The organism is Gilliamella sp. M0364 (genome assembly GCF_016100565.1).
GTDB lineage: Bacteria > Pseudomonadota > Gammaproteobacteria > Enterobacterales > Orbaceae > Gilliamella > Gilliamella apis.
In genome coordinates this window covers 807,072-826,876 of record NZ_JACFSF010000001.1, presented here as the reverse complement: position 1 = coordinate 826,876, position 19,805 = coordinate 807,072, and the positions used below count along the sequence as shown (strand labels likewise).

Here is a 19,805-nt window from a genome sequence, read left to right as displayed (position 1 = left end):
ATAACTTTTGGGGCTTTTCTCGTTGGAGTGGTTTCCCAACCACGGGTTTTCAAAATGCAGCATTTACGTTAATCGGTGCAGGTGCGGACCAAAGTCGTTATCGATGTTATTCACATAATGGGGGAGGCAAAATATGGTTATCGACCATCAATGGTTATGGTGAAAACTGCACGGTTAATTATGCGGCAGAACAAAAATGGCAATTTATTGAAAATGGTACGCCGGTAATAACCATGGAGTACTTTAACGGCCGAGATTGGATTTGGATGGATAGTTTTACCATACCGGTACCGAGTAAATGGCCATCGAAAGGAGGTAAACGTTTAGGATTTACCAATTATGCTGAATCATCAGAATCATCAGAATCATCAGAGATACGTTACAGAACATTCGAACGTTTTACTGAAAGACAGACTTTTCTTGTATTAGATTATTGTACAGGAAGAGAGACTCCTGGTGGTTATAATCCTAGACGAGTGCGATTATATGAAGCATTGGATGACAACTTCCGTCAACAATATTTGTATAAATCAGATGAAATAAGAATGAAAAATCCCAATAGTAATAGTGGTTGGGTACGTTCAGTCGGTAATTTTATGGGAGAATGGGGGAAATTAAAGGGATATAATATAGGACTGTGGGGCGATAGAGGAATATGGACAGCAGATAGAGGTATAGACAGGAATGATGCGGGAAATGGTCTAGTAATAACGCATACAAGTCCAGTTTATGTTTACCATGATGGCACTATTTATCATGATAATTGGATAAATATATATCATGCTGTAGAAGCAGTTTGTCGTGGAGATTAACCCGAGATTATGTTAACGACTACCAACATGGTAAATATAACTTTATTTTAAAAACGATGATAAGTTGTGTTAAGAATTTTATGAGTGACCTGATAATTTAGTGTATAAATAACTAAAAACTCAATGTGATTAAAAAAACAATGATAAATAATTGAGGAACGGGGTTTTTAAAGCCCAAAATCTTCTAAAAAAACAATTCTACGGTATTAGGTTGCGCAAAAACAGCTATTTGCCTTTTGCTGTACAATCTCCCAGACTATGTTTATAGTAGTTTATATTTTGAATTAATATTGGTTTTAATTACTAACGATATTATGAAGCTTCAACAATTACGTTACATTTTAGAAATTGCCCGCTCAGGCTCAATCAATGAGGCTGCTAAAAATTTGTATATTACTCAACCAAGTTTATCAACTGCAGTGAAGGAGTTGGAAGCTGAATTTGGTATTGAAATTTTTGTACGGACATCTAAAGGAGTTTCATTATCGACTGATGGAGTTGAATTTTTAGGTTATGCAAAACAGGTTTTAGATCAAGCTCAGTTGCTAGAACAGCACTATGCTAAAAAAGTACCTTCCAAACAATTGTGTAGCATATCTACCCAACATTATGCATTTGCGGTAAACGCTTTTGTTAATTTAATCAAAAAGAATCATACTGATGAATATGAGTTTACCCTACGTGAAACTCGTACTTACGATATTATAACTGATGTGGCTAATTTACGTAGTGAAGTAGGTATTTTGTATCTAACTGATTTTAATCAAAAAGTTATTTTACGTTTGCTTAAAGAACATCGTTTAACTTTTAATCCACTATTTGAGGCTGATCCACATGTATTTATCAGTACCCATCATCCTTTGGCGGCCATGAAGTCTTTAACATTAGATGATTTAGAGGATTTTCCCTATCTTTCATTTGAACAAGGTGAATATAACTCTTTTTATTTTTCCGAAGAGATTTTAAGTACTGTGTATCATAAAAAGAGTATTCATGTCAGTGATAGGGCAACTTTATTTAATTTATTGCATGGATTAAATGGTTATACCATTAGTACCGGTGTGCTCAGTACTGATTTAAATGGTTCAGACATTCTATCTATCCCTTTAGATGTCGAAGAAAAGATATTAATTGGCTGGATAACATCACAAAAAGCACAGCTAAGTTTATCAGCACAAAATTATATCGAAGCGTTGAAAAAGCTTATTCAAGAAGAGTATGGTTTTAAGCTCAAATAAGCGTTTGCGATTAATAAATCAAATTGCTATTTCAGTAAATTCTAGTATAATTGCGCACGATTCATATATTTATTATATGGATGCCGAGGAATGTCTGAATTAGAGATCGGTCATTCCATTTTTTATATTTATATTAAGAGGTTTATTATGTCTCTAACTGTAGAAGCTAAAGCGAAAATCGTTGCTGAATATGGTCGTGGTACTAACGACACTGGTTCAACTGAAGTTCAAGTTGCTCTTTTAACTGCACGCATTAATGACTTACAAGGTCATTTTTCTGAGCATAAAAAAGATCACCATAGCCGCCGTGGTTTATTACGCATGGTGTCTAGCCGTCGTAAATTATTAGATTATTTACGTCGTAAAGACTTTGAACGTTATAGCCAATTAATTCAAAGACTAGGTTTACGTCGCTAATTATTTATCTACTTGAAAAGAGGCCTAGGCCTCTTTTTTCGTTGTGAAAATTCAAGGCTTTGATATAATGCAGAGTCCGAAAAGCTAAATAAATGCTTTGAAGATAGAAATTAATAAAATAAAAGATTGTATCTCATGTTTCGCGCGACTAATGAGAGCTCTATAGTTTATAGATTTGTCATTAGTCGTGACAGTGAAATAATCTTTTGTTTAGTATCCCACACATAGTTGAAGTGTGTATCAATATGTTCCAGCGTCATGCTGCTTCCTGTCGAAATATCAAACTTCAACGTGATTTATTACAAGAGGACATTATTTTGTTTAATTCGACATATCAAAAATTCCAATATGGTCGCCATACTGTTACTTTAGAAACGGGTATTATGGCGCGTCAAGCAACTGCTGCAGTTATGGTTAACATGGACGATACTGCGGTATTTGTCACTGTAGTTGCTAATAAAAAAGTTAAAGAAGGACAAGACTTTTTCCCTTTAACCGTTAACTATCAAGAACGTACTTACGCTGCTGGTCGTATTCCTGGTGGCTTTTTCAAACGTGAAGGTCGCCCAAGTGAAGGCGAAACATTAATTGCCCGTTTAATCGACCGTCCACTTCGTCCATTATTTCCTGAAGGTTTTGTTAATGAAATTCAAATCATTGCAACAGTGGTATCAGTGAATCCTGAAGTAAGCCCTGATTTAGTTGCTATGATTGGTGCATCAGCTGCACTTTGTTTATCTGGCGTTCCTTTCCATGGCCCAATTGGTGCTGCTCGTGTAGGCTTTATCAATGATGAATTTGTGTTAAATCCATCAGTAAAAGAATTAGCAACTAGTCGTTTAGATTTAGTTGTAGCCGGTACCAAAAGTGCGGTATTAATGGTTGAATCAGAAGCCGATTTATTAACTGAAGACCAAATGTTAGCGGCAGTGGTATTTGGCCATGATCAACAACAAGTTGTAATTGATAATATCAATGAATTTGTTGCTAAAGCGAACTGTGAAAAATGGGATTGGGTTGCACCAGCTAAAAATGAAGAGCTATTTAATGCGGTTTCTGAATTAGCCAAAGATCGTTTAGGTGAAGCTTATCGTATTACTGAAAAACAAGCTCGTTATGCGCAAATCGATTTAATTAAAGAAGAAGTGTTAGCAGCACTTAAAGAAAAAGATGAAGAACTTGACGAAAATGAAGTTATTAACATTATTGTTGATTTAGAAAGCCAAATCGTTCGTCAACGTGTTATTGCTGGTGAACCACGTATCGATGGTCGTGAAAAAGATATGATTCGTGCTCTGGATATTCGTACCAATGTATTACCAAGAACTCATGGTAGCGCATTATTTACTCGTGGCGAAACGCAAGCATTAGTTACCGCAACTTTAGGTACTGAACGTGATGCACAGATTATTGATGAGTTAACTGGTGAATATACCGAACGCTTCCTTTTACATTATAACTTCCCTCCATATTCAGTTGGTGAAACAGGTATGGTTGGTTCACCAAAACGTCGTGAAATTGGTCATGGTCGTTTAGCTAAACGTGGTGTTGCTGCGGTAATGCCAAGCAAAGAAGAATTTCCCTATACTGTACGTGTAGTTTCTGAAATTACTGAATCTAATGGTTCTTCTTCAATGGCTTCAGTTTGTGGCGCATCATTAGCATTAATGGATGCTGGTGTACCAATTAAGTCTTCTGTTGCTGGTATTGCCATGGGCCTTGTTAAAGAAGGCGATAACTTTGTAGTATTATCTGATATTTTAGGTGATGAAGACCATCTTGGTGATATGGACTTTAAAGTAGCTGGTACCCGTGAAGGTGTAAGTGCACTACAAATGGATATCAAAATTGAAGGTATCACGAAAGAAATTATGCAAGTTGCCTTAAACCAAGCTAAAGGCGCTCGTTTGCATATTTTAGGGGTAATGGAACAAGCGATTAATAAACCTCGTCAAGAGATATCTGAATTTGCTCCTCGTATCTATACGATGAATGTTAATCCAGATAAGATCCGCGATATTATCGGTAAAGGTGGTGCAACGATTCGTGCATTAACTGAAGAAACCGGTACTACTATTGAAATTGCAGATGATGGTACAGTGAAAATTGCAGCATCGGATGGTAATAAAGCACAAGATGCAATTGCCCGTATCAATAATTTAGTTGCTGATGTTGAAATTGGTAAAATCTATACCGGTAAAGTAACACGTATTGTTGATTTTGGTGCTTTCGTATCAGTTATTGGTGGAAAAGAAGGACTTGTTCACGTTTCACAAATCGCTGATCATCGAGTGGAAAAAGTTGCTGACTACTTAAAAGTAGGTCAAGAAGTGAATGTTAAAGTACTAGAAATTGATCGCCAAGGTCGAATTCGTTTAAGTATGAAAGATGCGGTTGAGTCAGCGCCAGAAGTTGCGCCAACAGCTGAATAAAATATGATTCACTAGGAGCTTAATATGAGATTATTCAACCTGCGAATGTTGTGCTGTATTTTTGCAGTCATTATCTTGTCAGGTTGTTCTAATTCTCTGCCTTTACTTGCTGTTCCTGAGCAAGTTTCGTATGATGATGAGTTGAAAATAGCTGAAATCAGTCAACAGTTATCAAGACGAGATCTTGATACTGTTTCTCGAATGCAGCTGATTTTTGAACGAGGAATTGTTTACGATTCATTAGGTTTTAAAGCATTTGCACAAAGTGATTTTAATCACCTTTTAAGCTTCAATCCTGAGATCCCAGATGTTTATAATTTTCTTGGTACTTATGCGCTAAGAGATGGTGATTTCGATAATGCTATGATGGCATTTAATACTACACTAGAAATAGATCCATCTTATGCTTTTGGTTATTTGAATCGTGCAATTACTTTATATCGTACAGGACATTATCAAGCTGCACAGCTTGATGCACAAAAATTCTATCAATTTGACGTCAACGAACCTGTTCGCGTTTTATGGCTTTATTTGATTGAAAAAGAAATAGATAAACAAGCTGCCTTAACTCAGTTACAAAATCGTTACGATAAACTAAGCGATAAAATGAGTTATGGTGGTGATATCATTGCATTTTATTTAGGTAATATTAGTGAATCTAAATTAATGCAAAACCTTCAACAAGGTGTTGAAAATGACCGGCAATTAGCCGAACGCCTATGTGAAGCGTACTTTTATTTAGGTAAATATTACCAAGGTAAAGGTAACAATGAGCGTGCCAAAATATTATTTAAATATGCTTTAGCTAATAATATTTATAACTTTGTTGAACATCAACAAGCACTCTACGAAATTAAGTTACTTGAAGAAAAGTAACAAGGGTCATGCCAGTTTTAAAAGTGAAAATATTGTTATAGCGTAGTTCTGATTTGCCCATAATATTCTCAATTATTTTTATGCTATCTATCTTTTGTATTAAATAAAGTAATTATTTAAGCAACAGTTATGCATATTTGATTGCGTGATTATTGGCAGTTAGTTATTGGGGTGAGTTGTAAATTTTCAATTTAGTGAGCTGGCATAAATTTATATAGTGTTTTATTTAGGTAAGCTAATATTTTATGAGCAATATTGTAATCCTCATAAATTATCTTGATTAGTAATTATCAGGTGTGTTGCTAACTTAAAAGTAAGCCTATATATCCAATTTGCAAGCGAGTTTACATGACAACAGAAATATCTTTTATTGACCTTGGTTTATCTGAGGAAATCCTTAACGCATTAAATGATCTTGGTTTTACTAAACCATCGCCAATCCAAGCAGAATGTATTCCTTTACTTTTACAAGGGAACGATGTGTTGGGTATGGCACAAACTGGTAGTGGTAAAACAGCTGCTTTTTCCATTCCTTTTTTGATGAATATTGATGCTAATTTAAAAGCACCACAATTATTGGTTTTAGCACCAACTCGTGAATTGGCAATTCAAGTTGCTGATGCCTGTGCTGAATATGCAAAATATGTGAAAGGAGTAAAAGTTTTACCACTGTATGGTGGTCAACGTTATGACGTGCAATTACGTGCATTAAAACAAGGTCCACAAATTGTAGTGGGTACTCCAGGTCGATTATTAGATCATTTAAATCGTAAAACGTTAGATCTTTCAAACCTTAAAGGTTTAGTTTTAGATGAAGCCGACGAAATGTTAAGAATGGGCTTTATTGATGATGTTGAAAGTATTATGGCTACGATCCCAGAAGATCATCAAACAGCACTGTTTTCAGCAACAATGCCGGCACCAATTCGTCGTATTACTAAACGTTTTATGCATAATCCGAAAGAAGTGCAAATCAAAGGGACTAAGCAAACTGCACCAGATATCGATCAGAGTTATTGGTTAGTGCGCGGCATGCGTAAAAACGAAGCAATTGTACGCTTTTTAGAAGCTGAAGATTTTGATGCAGCAATTATTTTTGTTCGTACCAAAACAGCAACATTAGATGTCGCCGAAGTATTAGAAAAAAATGGTTATAGTTGTGCTGCATTGAATGGTGATATGACCCAGCAACTTCGTGAGCAAACGCTTGATCGTTTGCGTAATGGCCGATTAGATATCCTAATTGCAACTGATGTGGCTGCTCGAGGTTTAGATGTTGAGCGTATCAGTTTAGTTATTAATTATGATATCACTCTTGATTCAGAATCTTATGTTCACCGTATTGGGCGAACTGGTCGTGCTGGTCGTGCAGGACGAGCAATTTTATTTGTTGATAGTCGTGAACGTCGTTTACTTAAGAATATTGAACAAACAATTAAAAAGCCGATTCCTGAAGTAGCATTACCATCTAAAGAGTTGCTTGAAAAACGTCGTTTAGCGAAATTTACTCAGAAGATTCAGCAACAATTAGAAAGTGCCGATTTAGATCAATATCAAGCGTTATTAGAGCAAATCCAAGCAGATAGTGGCGCAGATCTTGAAACGATTGCAACAGCATTATTGAGATTAGCTCAGAGTGATCGTCCGTTAATTCTACCGCCAGATCCAGTATTTAAACCATCAAGAGAATTTCGTGATCGTGATAATCGAAGTGGTGAACGTCGCTTACGTGGCGATAATCGTGAATCACCAAAACGTCGTGAACGCCGAGATGTGGGTGAAATGGATATGTATCGTATCGAAATTGGTAAAGAAAACGGTGTTGAAGTGCGTCATATTGTTGGTGCAATTGCTAATGAAGCCGATATTAGTAGTCGCTATATTGGTAATATCAAACTTTATGAAACTTATTCAACCGTTGAGTTACCAAAAGGCATGCCGAAAGATATCCTTAAGCACTTTGAACGGGTTAGAGTACTTAATCAACCAATGAAAATGAGCTTGGTAGCAGGTAAGCCATCTGAAGCTAAACGTGGACGTAAAAGTAGTAAACCAGAATCTAATGACAAAGGTTTTGCGAAAAAACGTGGCCGTCCTAGTGCACCTAAGTTCTAATACTTTTTAGGTTTGATTCTTAAGAACCTCTGCCAAATGGCAGGGGTTTTTTATTGCTTATCTTTTAGATTGTTACCTGCATTTTTTGGCAAGGTAATAAAGTCAATCATTGCTAACAAGGTCATTCCAGCTACCATTAATAGTGCTAAGCTAAAATCTTCCACCATTAAACCCGTTTGGCTATGGCCATTATAGCTAGATGCAATAAATAGAAATAAAGCACTTAACACAATGCCGAGTACGTTATTTAGCTGCTGGAAAATGGTAGATAAAATGTTAGCGCTCTGTATTTCTGTTTTATCAATTTCTGAAAAACTAAGCGTGGTGATGGTAGTAAATTGAATAGAACGAGCACCACCGGAAAAGAATAGAACTAATATAATCCAGATGATAGGTGTTTGTGGCGTGAAAAGGGCACATAACACAAAACTTGAAGATAATAACAGCCCATTGATAATCAGAATTTTGCGGAAGCCAAACTTATGAATTAAAGGTGTATTTACTGTTTTAAGCAGGATATTGCCGGCAAATAATGATAGCAGTAGTGAACCTGCAGTTAACGGTGACCAACCAAAACCGACTTGAAACATTAGCGGTAAGATAAACGGAGCACTATTTAAGCCAATACGTATTAATGAACCACCAAAAAAGGTCATTCTAAATGTGCGTTTAGAAAAAGCATATAGACTAATTAATGGATGTTGAGTATGAGCTAAATGATAGTAAGCAAAGATTAATATTAGGCTACCGACTAAAGATAGTGTTACGCCTACCCAGAGACTACCATTTGAATGAGAAATCATTTCAAGCCCATAAACAAATAGTAAAAGGCCTAAACCACAGGTGATAAATCCAACACCGTCAAATGTACGTTTTTCAGGTGATTCTTTGGGTAATAATCGATGAGCAAAAAATAGGGCGATAAAACCTAATGGAATATTAAGAAGAAATATCCAGTGCCATGTTAGATATTGCGCAAAGAAGCCACCAATAATCGGCCCCATTAATGGCGCAATTAAGCCTGGCCAAACTAAAATAGAAATAGTGCTGACTAAATGTTGTTTTTCCGTTCGACTTAATACCACCGTTCTGCCTACAGGCACCATTAATGATCCACCTAAACCTTGAATTAATCTTGCGACGGTAAACATGGTCAGATTAGTCGATATGGCACACAATATTGATGCTAACATAAATAAAACAATCGAAATCGAAAAGACTCGATAGGCGGTAAAACGGTTGGCGATCCAGCCACTGGCCGGTAAACCAATTGTAAGTGCAAGCATATAGGCACTAATCCCAATAGATAAATCTTGAGGATTGGTTAAAAATGATTTTGCCATAGCTGGAATTGCCGTGGTGATCACTGTAGCGTCTAGATTTTCCATGAAAAACGTTGCAGCGACTAAAATCGCCATTTTTCGGACGTGACTATTCTGTTGCATCATGTAATTTGATTAATTCGGAAAAATAATAATAAAACTTTAATATACGCCAAAAATTTGTGTTGTGGTAAAGGTTTTTAACATTTTGCCCTTAATAGTGATTAAGAGTATACTAATGCCATATTAATCGGTAAAACAGAGGTAGAGGTACACAATGACAGATTCTTTAAATAAATGTAAAGCTAACGAAACACCTGCATGTTGTTGCGTTGATGTAGGTACAATTATAGATAATGAAGATTGTAGTGCAGAATATGAGCATGTTTTTACATCAGAATCAGAAGCAAATGCCAAATTAGCTACATTAACTCAAGCGGCAAAAGCTGTTGAAACAGAGCCTTGTGAAATTAACAGCAGCATTGATAAAGTTGAAAATGGCTATAAATTAACGGCCAAATTTACTTTCTGTTGTGGCGCTGAATGTATGATTTTCCAATTGAAATTACGTTAATCATTCTTTTATGAAAGTTTGTATTATGAGACATGGTGAGGCAGGTTTTGCTGCTTCATCTGATGCAAGTCGTACTTTAACTAATTATGGTTTAAAACAAGCCTGTCAGGCTGGACTATGGCTTAATCAACATAATTTTAAATTTGATTTAGGGTTAGTTAGTCCTTATTTAAGAGCTCAACAGACCTTCACTGAACTATCCTCACACTGCCGAGTTTCTCAATTCGAAACTGATAATCTTCTGGTACCTGGTGGTAGCCCTTCTCATATTGCTGATTTATTAATGACACTACCCGATCGTGGTATCGAAAATGTGATTATTGTTTCGCATCTACCTCTAGTTGGTTATTTGGTTAATGAGTTATGTCCAGATGTTTCACCGCCAATGTTTCCTACAGCTGCTATTGCTTGTGTTGATTTATCCGCCAATACGGCAGGAAAGCTAGAATGGTTTCATGTAGTGAAATAAAAAAGCTTAATTTATTTGATTTACCTTTAACTGGTCGAACGCTAATCGAAGCGTCAGCAGGAACAGGTAAAACCTATTCGCTCGCATTTATTTATCTGCGATTATTATTGGGGATTGGTAAAAACAGTTATCCCATACCTCTTGATGTTAATCAGATTTTAGTGGTGACCTTTACTAAAGCCGCTACTCAAGAACTGCGATCTCGTATCAGGCAAAATATTCAAGAATTACGATTAGGGTTGTTACAAGGTCATCATGATGATCCAATTTATCAACAATTAATTGATTTAGTTGATGATAGCAACCAAGCGATACAAAAATTAACCCAAGCTCAACAATCAATGGATGATGCGGCGATTTATACGATTCATGGTTTTTGTCAACGTATATTGACTAGTCATGCTTTCGAATCAGGTGTACTGTTTGAACAAACATTGATAACTGATGAACAAGATCTAAAGTTACAAGTTGTGCAAGATTTTTGGCGTCACTACTTTGTTCCTCTCGACAAAGCATTAGCCTACCTGATTCTTGACTATTGGCAGGATCCAGAAAGATTGCTATCCGACATCAGACCTTATTTAAATTTTGAATTTGATGAGCAGCAAGAAGAACATATTGATATCAGTGGCAAGATTCAGCAATTTCATCAAAAATATTTTCAGCAGATCAGTCTGATCAAAAAACAGTGGTTAGATTCAATTGCCGATCTGCCAGAAATAATTGCTCAATCAGGCGTTAATAAACAATCCTATAGTAGCCGTAATTTACCTAATTGGTTGGCTAAAGTTACTGCCTGGGCGCAGATGCCAATCCGTTCATTTAAACTACCTAGTGAGTTAACTAAATTTAGTCAGTCGATTTTAATTGAGAAAACCAAGCAAGGTAAAAATCCTCCGCGTCATGCTGTTTTTGAGGATATTGAAGCGTTATGTAATAGTTTTATTGATTTACGCGGCGAAGTTCTAATGGATATCGTTAAAGTCATTCAAAAGCGTATTTATATTCAGAAGATCAAACGTGGTGAAATGAGTTTTGATGATCTCTTAAGCCAGTTGAACCGAGCTCTACGTGCTAGAAATGGTAATCGATTAGCAGAGAGTATTGCGAAAAAATACTGTGTAGCGCTGATTGATGAATTTCAAGATACCGATCCGGTGCAGTATAAAATTTTTGATCGTATCTATAATCGTTATCCGAAAGAGACTGGGTTACTGTTTATTGGTGATCCTAAACAAGCGATTTATAGCTTCCGTGGTGCAGATATTTTTACATATCTAAAAGCAAAATCATCAACCGGTGAAAATAATTTTACTATGCAGGTCAACCACCGTTCTTCATCATCGATGGTGAATGCGGTTAATGCATTGTTTAATCATCATGATAATCCGTTTATTTTTGAAAATATTCCATTTTTACCAATGGAAAGTGCCGAACGTAATCAACAAAAAGGTTTAATTATAAATAATCAGGAGGTTAATGCTTTAGCGGCATATTTATTACCTGATGAAGTTAGCACAAAAATGGATTATCAAGAACATATCGCTAACTGTTGTGCTAAGCAGATTGTGACGTGGTTGATGGATCCGACCATTTTATTGAAGGATAAAGATGGTCAACGACCAATTACAACTGCTGATATTGCCATTTTAGTCCGTACCGGATACGAAGCAGAGATCATCCAACAAAAGTTAACCAGTGTTGGGGTTAAAAGCGTTTATTTATCTAATCGGAGTAGTGTCTTTCTAGCTAAAGAGGCACAGGATGTCCTGTGTTTATTACAAGCAGTGCTTATGCCAGAAAATGAATCGGCTCTACGCTTAGCTTTAATGACGACACTGTTGGGTCAAACCATGACTGAACTTGAGCAAATAACTGACGATCAAGATATATGGGAAGGTTTAATAGAAGAGTTTAAACAGTATCAGATTATCTGGCAATATTATGGTGTGTTAGTCATGTTGCGCCGGATGATGAAAAAACGTCAGTTAGCTGAAAATATATTAGCTAGCCCAAATGGTGAACGTACTTTAACTAATTTGATGCATCTAGGCGAGCTATTGCAAGAAGCGGCAGACGAACTTGATGGCCCACATGCTTTGGTTCGTTGGTTATCAAGGCAAATTGTCAGTCCTGATGCAAATTTAGAAAATCATGAACAACGATTGGAAAGTGATGAAAATTTAGTAAAAATTATCACTATTCATAAATCTAAAGGTTTAGAGTTTCCTATTGTTTGGTTACCATTTGCTGCTCAATTTCGGAATTCAGATAGTCAGTTTTATCATGACAAAAATAATGACTATCAACCAACTTATGCTTGGCTATTAACCGATGAAATAAAACAACAGATTGAAGATGAACGTTTAGCCGAAGATTTACGTTTACTTTATGTTGCTATGACACGTTCAATCTTTCATTGTAGCGTTGGTTTAGCATCATTAAAAAACAGTCAGTCTGCGATTGATTATTTATTAAAAGGTGACTTACGTTCAATTGCTAAATTTGCTGATTTGGTTGAATTACAATTACCTATTTTAGGTGAGCAGTATAATGCTGAATTTGCAGCCAATCTTTCACTTAGCGCCAATGTATTTAAACGTAAATTATCTAATAGTTGGCGTGTAACTAGCTATACCGAATTACAAAAGCATAATAATTTGGTTGGTTTTAATTCGACTATACTTAGTGATTGGCGTGAAAATAATCTCGAATCCGCCGATTCATTATCAACTGAAGAGCAATATGATATCCATCATTTTCCAAAAGGTGCATATGTTGGTACATTGTTGCATTCCATTATGGAAAATTTAACACCAACTAATGCCGAGGATTTGTGCGCTAGTACGATTAAAAAATTGAGTTTACCACCGCATTGGTTAACAGTGCTAATTGATTGGTTACAACAGGTTTTAGCAACGAACCTAAATAAAAGACAAGATCAAGATGGGCCGTTATTAGCCGATGTTTTAAATAGCCAATGTATTAATGAATTACAATTTTATTTTCCCATTCGCAGTGCTGTGACCAGTAAACAATTAGATAGTTTATGTAAAGAGTATGATGATTTATCCAAACAATGTCCTCCTTTAGATTTTGAAACTGTACAAGGCATGCTAAAAGGATTTATCGATTTAGTGTTTGAGTACCAGGGTAAATATTATATTGTAGATTATAAATCAAATTGGTTAGGTGATGGGGTAGAGGCTTATACCGAGTCAGCCTTAAATCAAGTTATGTGTGAGCATCGTTATGAGCTTCAGTATCAAATTTATTGCTTAGCCTTGCATCGATTTTTACGCAGCCGTTTAGCTGATTATCGATATGAAACGCATTTTGGTGGTGTTTATTATTTATTTTTACGGGGACTTCCTAAACAAGGGATATTTTATCATCTACCAAAGCAACAGTTTATAGAAAAACTCGATAAGTTATTTGATGGGAAAGATTTAACTTAAATAACGAGGCACAAATACTTGTGATTTTGTGATATCTGGACAACATAATGGCAAAGAAAATCAAATTAGTTTTGGTGTGCAAACTGAAGTTTGGTTTTAGGTAGTCTTATCTGGGTAAATAGGTCAATGTCGAAAACTGTTATTATAAAGTTTTCGACATTTCCTAGCGCCTTGTTCGTTTTAAACTTAATCTTAATTAGCGAATATTATTAACGGAGTATCGTTTAGTTAACGTTGGAATAAATACATTGATTAAATTTGCTGGAGGTGGTTCTCCTTTTGCTAATTGTAATGCAAGTTCAGCTGCTTGTTTGGCCATTGTGTGTAGTGGATAACGAATCGTTGTTAGCTTAGGATGTAAATATCTAGCAATTAACAGATCATCAAAGCCAATGATTGAAACATCACCCGGAATTTTTATATCATTATCATATAAAACTGACATAGCACCAGCAGCCATTGAGTCATTGTAACAGGCAATCGCCGTAATTTGTCGATTTCGCTCTAAAAGAGACATCATTGCTTGTTCTCCTCCTTCTTCATTAGGCGAGGCGAAGGCAATAAAATTATCATTAATATCAATATTATGTTCGATTAATGCATCTTTATAACCTTGTAATCTGTCTGCTGCGTCTGAGACACTATGGTTGGAACATAAATATCCAATGTTAGTATGACCATGCTGAATTAAATGTTTAACTGCTAGGTATGAACCATAACGACCATCAAGCGTAATACAGCGTTTTTCAAAGCCTTTCAATATCCGATTAATTAGAACCATACCAGGAATTTGCTGCATTAGCTTTATTAATTGATCATCCGCTAGCATTTTTGCATGCACGACTAAAGAAGAACAACGATGTTCTATAAGATTGGTTATAGCATTATATTCTTGTTTTTTATTGTGGTAACCATTGCCAATAAGCAAAAAATGACCGTTTTTCGCTGCAACTTTTTCAACAGTACTAATCATCGCGCCAGAAAATGGATCGGATAGGTCTGCTACCACGATGCCAATAGTATTAGAGTTTTGTTGGGATAAAGCTCGGGCGTTAGCATCAGGATAATAATTTAATTTTTCCATGGATTTTTTTACTGTTTCACGTGTTTTATTACTGACATTGTCAGCGTTATTAATCACCCGTGATACCGTTGCAACGGAAACTTTTGCTAACTTTGCAACATCTTTGATTGTCGCCATAAAAAATCCTTTTAACTTTTTTTAACTTATTGCCAATATAGAGTTTTCAAATTATCGATTGATTAGAATAAATAGCTCGTAAATTGGCTGAAAACCTAAGATTCAAATATTACGATTACATTTGCTATTGTTGTTGCCCGTAATATTCTGAATATCAACTTAACTGGTTATAATAGAACAAAATTTTTAGTTTGCCAATAAGCTCATTTTTATATGAATTGTTTCAATAAAAAATATATTAATGTAGAAGATTGAAAATGCTAAGCTGTTAAATTGAATGAAAAAAGTAAATATTTTAGTTTGTTATTACGTCTATTAACATGGTTTAACTGGGTTTGGTTCTAGTAATAGTAAATAAATATTTATTAACCAATGGTGTTGGATAATAAATTGCATAGCATAATTATTGACTATTAACTTTATATTTTGCTGAGTCCTAAATAATGTGATGATTTTTTTTATTTATTCACATCATTGGATTATTGTTTTGTTATTTATATTTTGTTTAATGTAATCGGTTTCATTTATTGTTAATAAAATTTGAGACTATCAAATTTTTATTATAATTGGTTGTGCGAAAAGGCTACTTTTTGTGTTATCATGTTTTTATTGTGGGTAAAAATTTAAAATATTATGAAAAAACAGAATATTATTACTTTACTTTCTTTTATTGCTGTAGCTTTTAGTGCAAATGCAGTTGATAAATATGTTACTGAAAATGTTGATATTTATCTACGCCGAGGCCCTAGCTCTCAATATGCTTATTCAAACGCAGTTAAAGCCGGTCAAAAAGTAATTGAACTTGAAAAAAGTGCTGATGGTAAATATACACGAATACAGCTTCCTAATGGTAGTTCAGCTTGGATTGAGTCTAATAAATTAAAAGATCAACCTAGTTTTAAAGAACTTGTGCCATTATTAGAAGCACAACTTGCTGAGTATAAAGATAAAGTTGATAATGCAGAAAAAAATCAACAAAATGCTATCCAAGATTATGCCGAAAAACTACAAAAAGCTGAACAATCGATTGAAAGCTTACAAGCTAAGAATAATGAGTTAGAACAACTTAATAAACAGCAAGAGATGAAGCTTGAGTCTATGTTAAATCAAGTTGATGATAAGCGCCGTGATCTGATTGTAACTTGGTTTACTTATGGTGGATTAGTTGCTGGTGGTGGTTTTCTTCTTGGTCTGATTTTGCCGGCTATTATGCCTGGTCGTCGTAAAAAAGATCGTTGGATGCGTTAAATGAGTAAAATCTATCTTGTTGGCGGTTCAGTTAGAGATAGATTGTTACATCTCCCTGTTGTTGATCGAGACTGGGTTGTGGTTGGTGCAACCCCAGATGAACTTTTAGCATTAGGTTATCAACAGGTTGGTAAAGATTTTCCTGTTTTTTTACATCCCAAAACTAAAGAAGAGTATGCTCTAGCTCGAACAGAGCGGAAATCAGGTAAAGGCTATACAGGCTTTATTTGTGACTTTAGTAAAGATATTACTTTAGAGCAAGATCTTATTCGACGAGATCTTACTTTAAATGCGATTGCCATGGATCAAGAAGGCAATATAGTCGATCCTTATCATGGTGTTGATGATATTAAGCTTAAATTATTACGCCATGTTTCTCCTGCATTCAGAGAAGATCCCCTACGAGTTTTGCGAGTGGCCCGTTTCGCTGCCCGTTATCACCATTTAGGTTTCAGAATTGTTGATGAAACGAATAATTTAATGAAAGAGATGGTCTCTGCTGGTGAAATAAATACCCTTACAGCAGAACGGGTATGGAAAGAGACTGAAAAGGCGCTAGCGACCGAGGATCCGCAAGTTTATTTTCAAGTACTGGAACAATGTGGTGCTTTAGCATTATTATTTCCATCACTCAAACTTTCCAGCACTATTACTGATGCATTAAAAAAATCGACTTTACTGACGAATGATCTGACCGTGCGCTTTGCAGTCTTGTGTGGTGAATTTGTATCCAAAACTGAGCTAGAAAAACTTTGTTTACAAATTAAAGCCCCTAATCAATATACGAAATTAGCAATTATGGTGCAGCAATTTCATAATAGTGTTACTAACGTGATACAATTAACTGCGGAACAAATTATCGAATTGTTCAATAAAATAGATGTATGGCGCAACCCAGCCCATCTTAATCAATTGATAATTGCTAGCCAATCTTATGCTAAAACGGAATTATTTCCTCAAGCTCAATACCTTGAACAAGCATATAAATTAGCTCAAGCAGTCGATGTTCAAAATATAATTGCCGAAGGTTATACTGGAAAGTTAATTCATAATGAGTTACAAAAAAGGCGAATTGAAGTGATATTAAACGGTATTTGATTGCATCTTAATCAATCGTCACTTTTTTTTAAAATATCTAAAAAAAAGGGTTGACGATTTGCCGTAACACAAGCATAATGCGCCTCGCAGTGTTGGTTATGACGTTGCGAATGAAATGGCTACGTAGCTCAGCTGGTTAGAGCACATCACTCATAATGATGGGGTCACAGGTTCGAATCCCGTCGTAGCCACCATTAAGATTAGTTTGTACTTTTACCGAAAGTATACAGTGCGGGTGTGGCGAAATTGGTAGACGCACCAGATTTAGGTTCTGGCGCCGCAAGGTGTGTGAGTTCAAGTCTCTCCACCCGCACCATTTTAATCTTAATGTCTATCCTTTATTGGGGTATAGCCAAGCGGTAAGGCAGCGGGTTTTGATCCCGCCACGCCCAGGTTCGAATCCTGGTACCCCAGCCATTCCAATCTGCTCATATTTTTATATCCGACTTTTTAGTCTATTTTTATATTGGAACTTTGCCACTATAATCAATTCTATAAAAATATGCGGAATTAGTATATTTATCAGATATCTAATCTCCATTCATATTGGGGTATAGCCAAGCGGTAAGGCAGCGGGTTTTGATCCCGCCATGCCCAGGTTCGAATCCTGGTACCCCAGCCATTTAATTTTCAAACATTATCTATGTATCACTCTTTTGAGTGAATTGATTAATGTCAATTGATAGTCATAGTTGAAAAATCAGCCACTAGTTATTTTTTGGATTAAGTTTATTTATCTTATTTAATATATAAATGATGAGTTGCTTTTAACAGTAAATACTAAAGTGGATTATCTGCTTTTTAAAAGCGAAATTAAAATTATTTTAACTATAATAACAATGAAAATTGCGTTATATCATCTTATAACGCAATTTATGAATAAATTTTCTATTTCAGCACACAAACAAAATATAATTCATTATCTTTCAACTGCCATTCAATAGCCCCTTTTGTTGAACCTACTGCATATTGGTTATTACTATCTCTTTCGTCTGAAGTCCAATATAAATGTCCTCTAGGAAAATGGTTACCGGGATAAGTGTGATGATAATAGTTTTCTTCGTTAGTTACATCACCCCATTCAGCTAGAAGATTGTTTCCAACCTGACGATAATAGTGATTTGTTGTAATGGCTAGGCAATTATCTGAGTTATTATCAGATTGGCAAGCACCGCCACTAGTTATAAGACCTTGGTCACTGTTGGTTAAATCTTCAATAGATGGAACGATATAGTTTCCCTGACAAACACTTCTACTTTGATTATAAGGATAAAAATCTTGGCTGGGTGCGGAGAACCATTTCTTAATAGTAAACGAATAAATATCTTCACCGTTGGATTTTATAGAAAATGTAGGATTTGCTTCAGTGGCTTCTCCTAGCAATTTAACTTGAACAGCCGTGTTAGCCAGGTGGCTATCTACATCATTATCACTAATTGTGTTTATTTGAACATTTACTCCTTTTGAACTATTTGATGATGTTATTGTCGATAAATCAAAAGGTGCACCAGCTATAAACATGAGAAATCGTGCTTGATCAAATCCAGTAGTTGGAAAACCACCAGCACTGACTTTATTGACGAAGCCAGAATCAACTATGTGTTGATTGTTATCACCCCAAGTTAAATGTGCCCAGTCACCAGTGTAATCTCGATTTTCGAAAGGGAATGAATATACAATTGATGGTCGATTTGCACAAACGGTAGGTTTGATCGCATTGTAAATCAAAAAGTCACTTTTAGGCGTAGAATAAATTGTATAATTTGGCATGCCATATTCAGAAACTAAAGCGATAGTGCCTGAAATTCTGATATATGGGTTCCACCCCAACCGTGCTAGCTCACAAAAGGTTCTATTTCTATCTGGCTCCAATAACAAATAGGATATATTGGCAGCTCGATAGAACCAATCTATTTTAAAACCGCCATCAGGTGGGGTTATTGTAGTTATAACATCGCCGTCATCATCAGAGACGTTCTGGCTATCAATTGGATTAGTAGGTGAAAATGGCATTATTATAGGTTCAAAACCATAATCAGACTTTAACATAGTTAACAATTGATTTGGTGTGGTTGTATTAGGATCAACTTGAGGGAAATTTATGGACTTTATTGTGTCGTTTAAACTATTTAATTCAGAGTTTATTGTAGTTTGTAATTTTACTCCAAAATAGTGAAAGTTTTGTTGATTATATTCTCGAGATCCATTTATGCCTATCGCATCTGGGTTAATAAAATAGGGAGCGGAACCATGAATAACCTCTACTGTTTTTGTATCCAATGCCAAAGCTAATCCGCTCATTAAAAACACTGAAATTAAAAAGAATATGATAAATCGTGTTAAGCATTGAAATTGAGAACACAGAATAAATTTAAATCCTTTCAATAACATCATCTTACCTTACCTTTTAATTCTTAAATTTAAATAAAAAAGATATATTTATTGTGTTTAAATTATGCTGATACTTATTACTACAAACTTAAATCGTGAAAAGCTTAATTCTTGGATAAAAATCTTTTTTATGAATTGCATTGTTAGGTAGAGC

General features: G+C 35.4%; 14 protein-coding genes and 4 tRNA genes. 15 read left to right on the top strand and 3 right to left on the bottom strand.

What is annotated here, in order from left to right; genetic code table 11:
- From H3U96_RS03765 to H3U96_RS03740, 6 genes are all read left to right on the top strand, one after another.
- A partial coding sequence (locus tag H3U96_RS03765; RefSeq protein WP_198195628.1) for a hypothetical protein occupies positions 1-812 on the top strand: 812 nt, incomplete at its 5' end.
- Positions 813-1,126: 314 nt separating this feature from the next.
- The gene (locus tag H3U96_RS03760; protein ID WP_065578586.1) at positions 1,127-2,050 is read left to right on the top strand and encodes a LysR family transcriptional regulator; all 924 of its coding nucleotides are present in this window, start codon (positions 1,127-1,129) and stop codon (positions 2,048-2,050) included.
- A 147-nt stretch (positions 2,051-2,197) separates the two neighbouring features.
- Entirely contained in the window at positions 2,198-2,467 is a 270-nt protein-coding gene (rpsO, locus tag H3U96_RS03755) for a 30S ribosomal protein S15 (RefSeq protein ID WP_065578587.1), read from the top strand.
- 317 nt (positions 2,468-2,784) lie between these two features.
- Positions 2,785-4,899: a polyribonucleotide nucleotidyltransferase gene (pnp, locus tag H3U96_RS03750; protein ID WP_370545628.1), complete on the top strand. Its 2,115-nt coding sequence runs from the start codon at positions 2,785-2,787 to the stop codon at positions 4,897-4,899.
- A gap of 24 nt (positions 4,900-4,923) precedes the next feature.
- Positions 4,924-5,775 (top strand): lipoprotein NlpI, encoded by an 852-nt coding sequence (gene nlpI, locus H3U96_RS03745; RefSeq protein ID WP_198195626.1) that lies wholly within the window; start codon positions 4,924-4,926, stop codon positions 5,773-5,775.
- Positions 5,776-6,123: 348 nt separating this feature from the next.
- Positions 6,124-7,890 (top strand): DEAD/DEAH family ATP-dependent RNA helicase, encoded by a 1,767-nt coding sequence (locus tag H3U96_RS03740; RefSeq protein ID WP_081298862.1) that lies wholly within the window; start codon positions 6,124-6,126, stop codon positions 7,888-7,890.
- 50 nt (positions 7,891-7,940) lie between these two features.
- Here H3U96_RS03740 and H3U96_RS03735 read toward each other — a convergent pair whose 3' ends face one another.
- Positions 7,941-9,338: an MFS transporter gene (locus H3U96_RS03735; protein WP_086360873.1), complete on the bottom strand. Its 1,398-nt coding sequence runs from the start codon at positions 9,336-9,338 to the stop codon at positions 7,941-7,943.
- A gap of 151 nt (positions 9,339-9,489) precedes the next feature.
- Between H3U96_RS03735 and H3U96_RS03730 the strand changes: the two genes are divergently transcribed.
- The 3 genes from H3U96_RS03730 to recB are packed head-to-tail and all read left to right on the top strand — an operon-like array spanning position 9,490 to position 13,713.
- On the top strand, positions 9,490-9,786 hold the full coding sequence (locus H3U96_RS03730) for a YfcZ/YiiS family protein (RefSeq protein ID WP_065651730.1): 297 nt from the start codon (positions 9,490-9,492) through the stop codon (positions 9,784-9,786).
- A 25-nt stretch (positions 9,787-9,811) separates the two neighbouring features.
- Complete coding sequence (gene sixA / locus H3U96_RS03725; RefSeq protein ID WP_198195624.1) at positions 9,812-10,255, top strand: phosphohistidine phosphatase SixA; 444 nt, start codon at positions 9,812-9,814, stop codon at positions 10,253-10,255.
- Entirely contained in the window at positions 10,234-13,713 is a 3,480-nt protein-coding gene (gene recB, locus H3U96_RS03720) for an exodeoxyribonuclease V subunit beta (RefSeq protein ID WP_198195622.1), read from the top strand. The genes sixA and recB overlap by 22 nt, the downstream gene beginning before the upstream one ends.
- A gap of 196 nt (positions 13,714-13,909) precedes the next feature.
- On the opposite strand, the gene H3U96_RS03715 is transcribed toward recB, so the two are convergent.
- Positions 13,910-14,914, bottom strand: a complete 1,005-nt coding sequence (locus tag H3U96_RS03715) for a substrate-binding domain-containing protein (RefSeq protein ID WP_198195620.1) — start codon at positions 14,912-14,914, stop codon at positions 13,910-13,912.
- Between the two features lie 633 nt (positions 14,915-15,547).
- Between H3U96_RS03715 and H3U96_RS03710 the strand changes: the two genes are divergently transcribed.
- From H3U96_RS03710 to H3U96_RS03685, 6 genes are all read left to right on the top strand, one after another.
- Positions 15,548-16,162: a TIGR04211 family SH3 domain-containing protein gene (locus H3U96_RS03710; protein ID WP_065578593.1), complete on the top strand. Its 615-nt coding sequence runs from the start codon at positions 15,548-15,550 to the stop codon at positions 16,160-16,162.
- Entirely contained in the window at positions 16,163-17,260 is a 1,098-nt protein-coding gene (locus H3U96_RS03705; protein ID WP_086360893.1) for a multifunctional CCA tRNA nucleotidyl transferase/2'3'-cyclic phosphodiesterase/2'nucleotidase/phosphatase, read from the top strand. It abuts the gene before it with no gap.
- Positions 17,261-17,377: 117 nt separating this feature from the next.
- Positions 17,378-17,454, top strand: a tRNA-Met gene (locus H3U96_RS03700).
- 37 nt (positions 17,455-17,491) lie between these two features.
- Positions 17,492-17,576, top strand: a tRNA-Leu gene (locus H3U96_RS03695).
- Positions 17,577-17,602: 26 nt separating this feature from the next.
- Positions 17,603-17,677 (top strand) — tRNA-Gln (locus H3U96_RS03690).
- A 130-nt stretch (positions 17,678-17,807) separates the two neighbouring features.
- Positions 17,808-17,882: transfer RNA gene (locus H3U96_RS03685), tRNA-Gln, on the top strand.
- Between the two features lie 266 nt (positions 17,883-18,148).
- On the opposite strand, the gene H3U96_RS03680 is transcribed toward H3U96_RS03685, so the two are convergent.
- Complete coding sequence (locus tag H3U96_RS03680) at positions 18,149-19,561, bottom strand: hypothetical protein (protein WP_198195618.1); 1,413 nt, start codon at positions 19,559-19,561, stop codon at positions 18,149-18,151.
- Positions 19,562-19,805 lie beyond the last annotated feature (244 nt).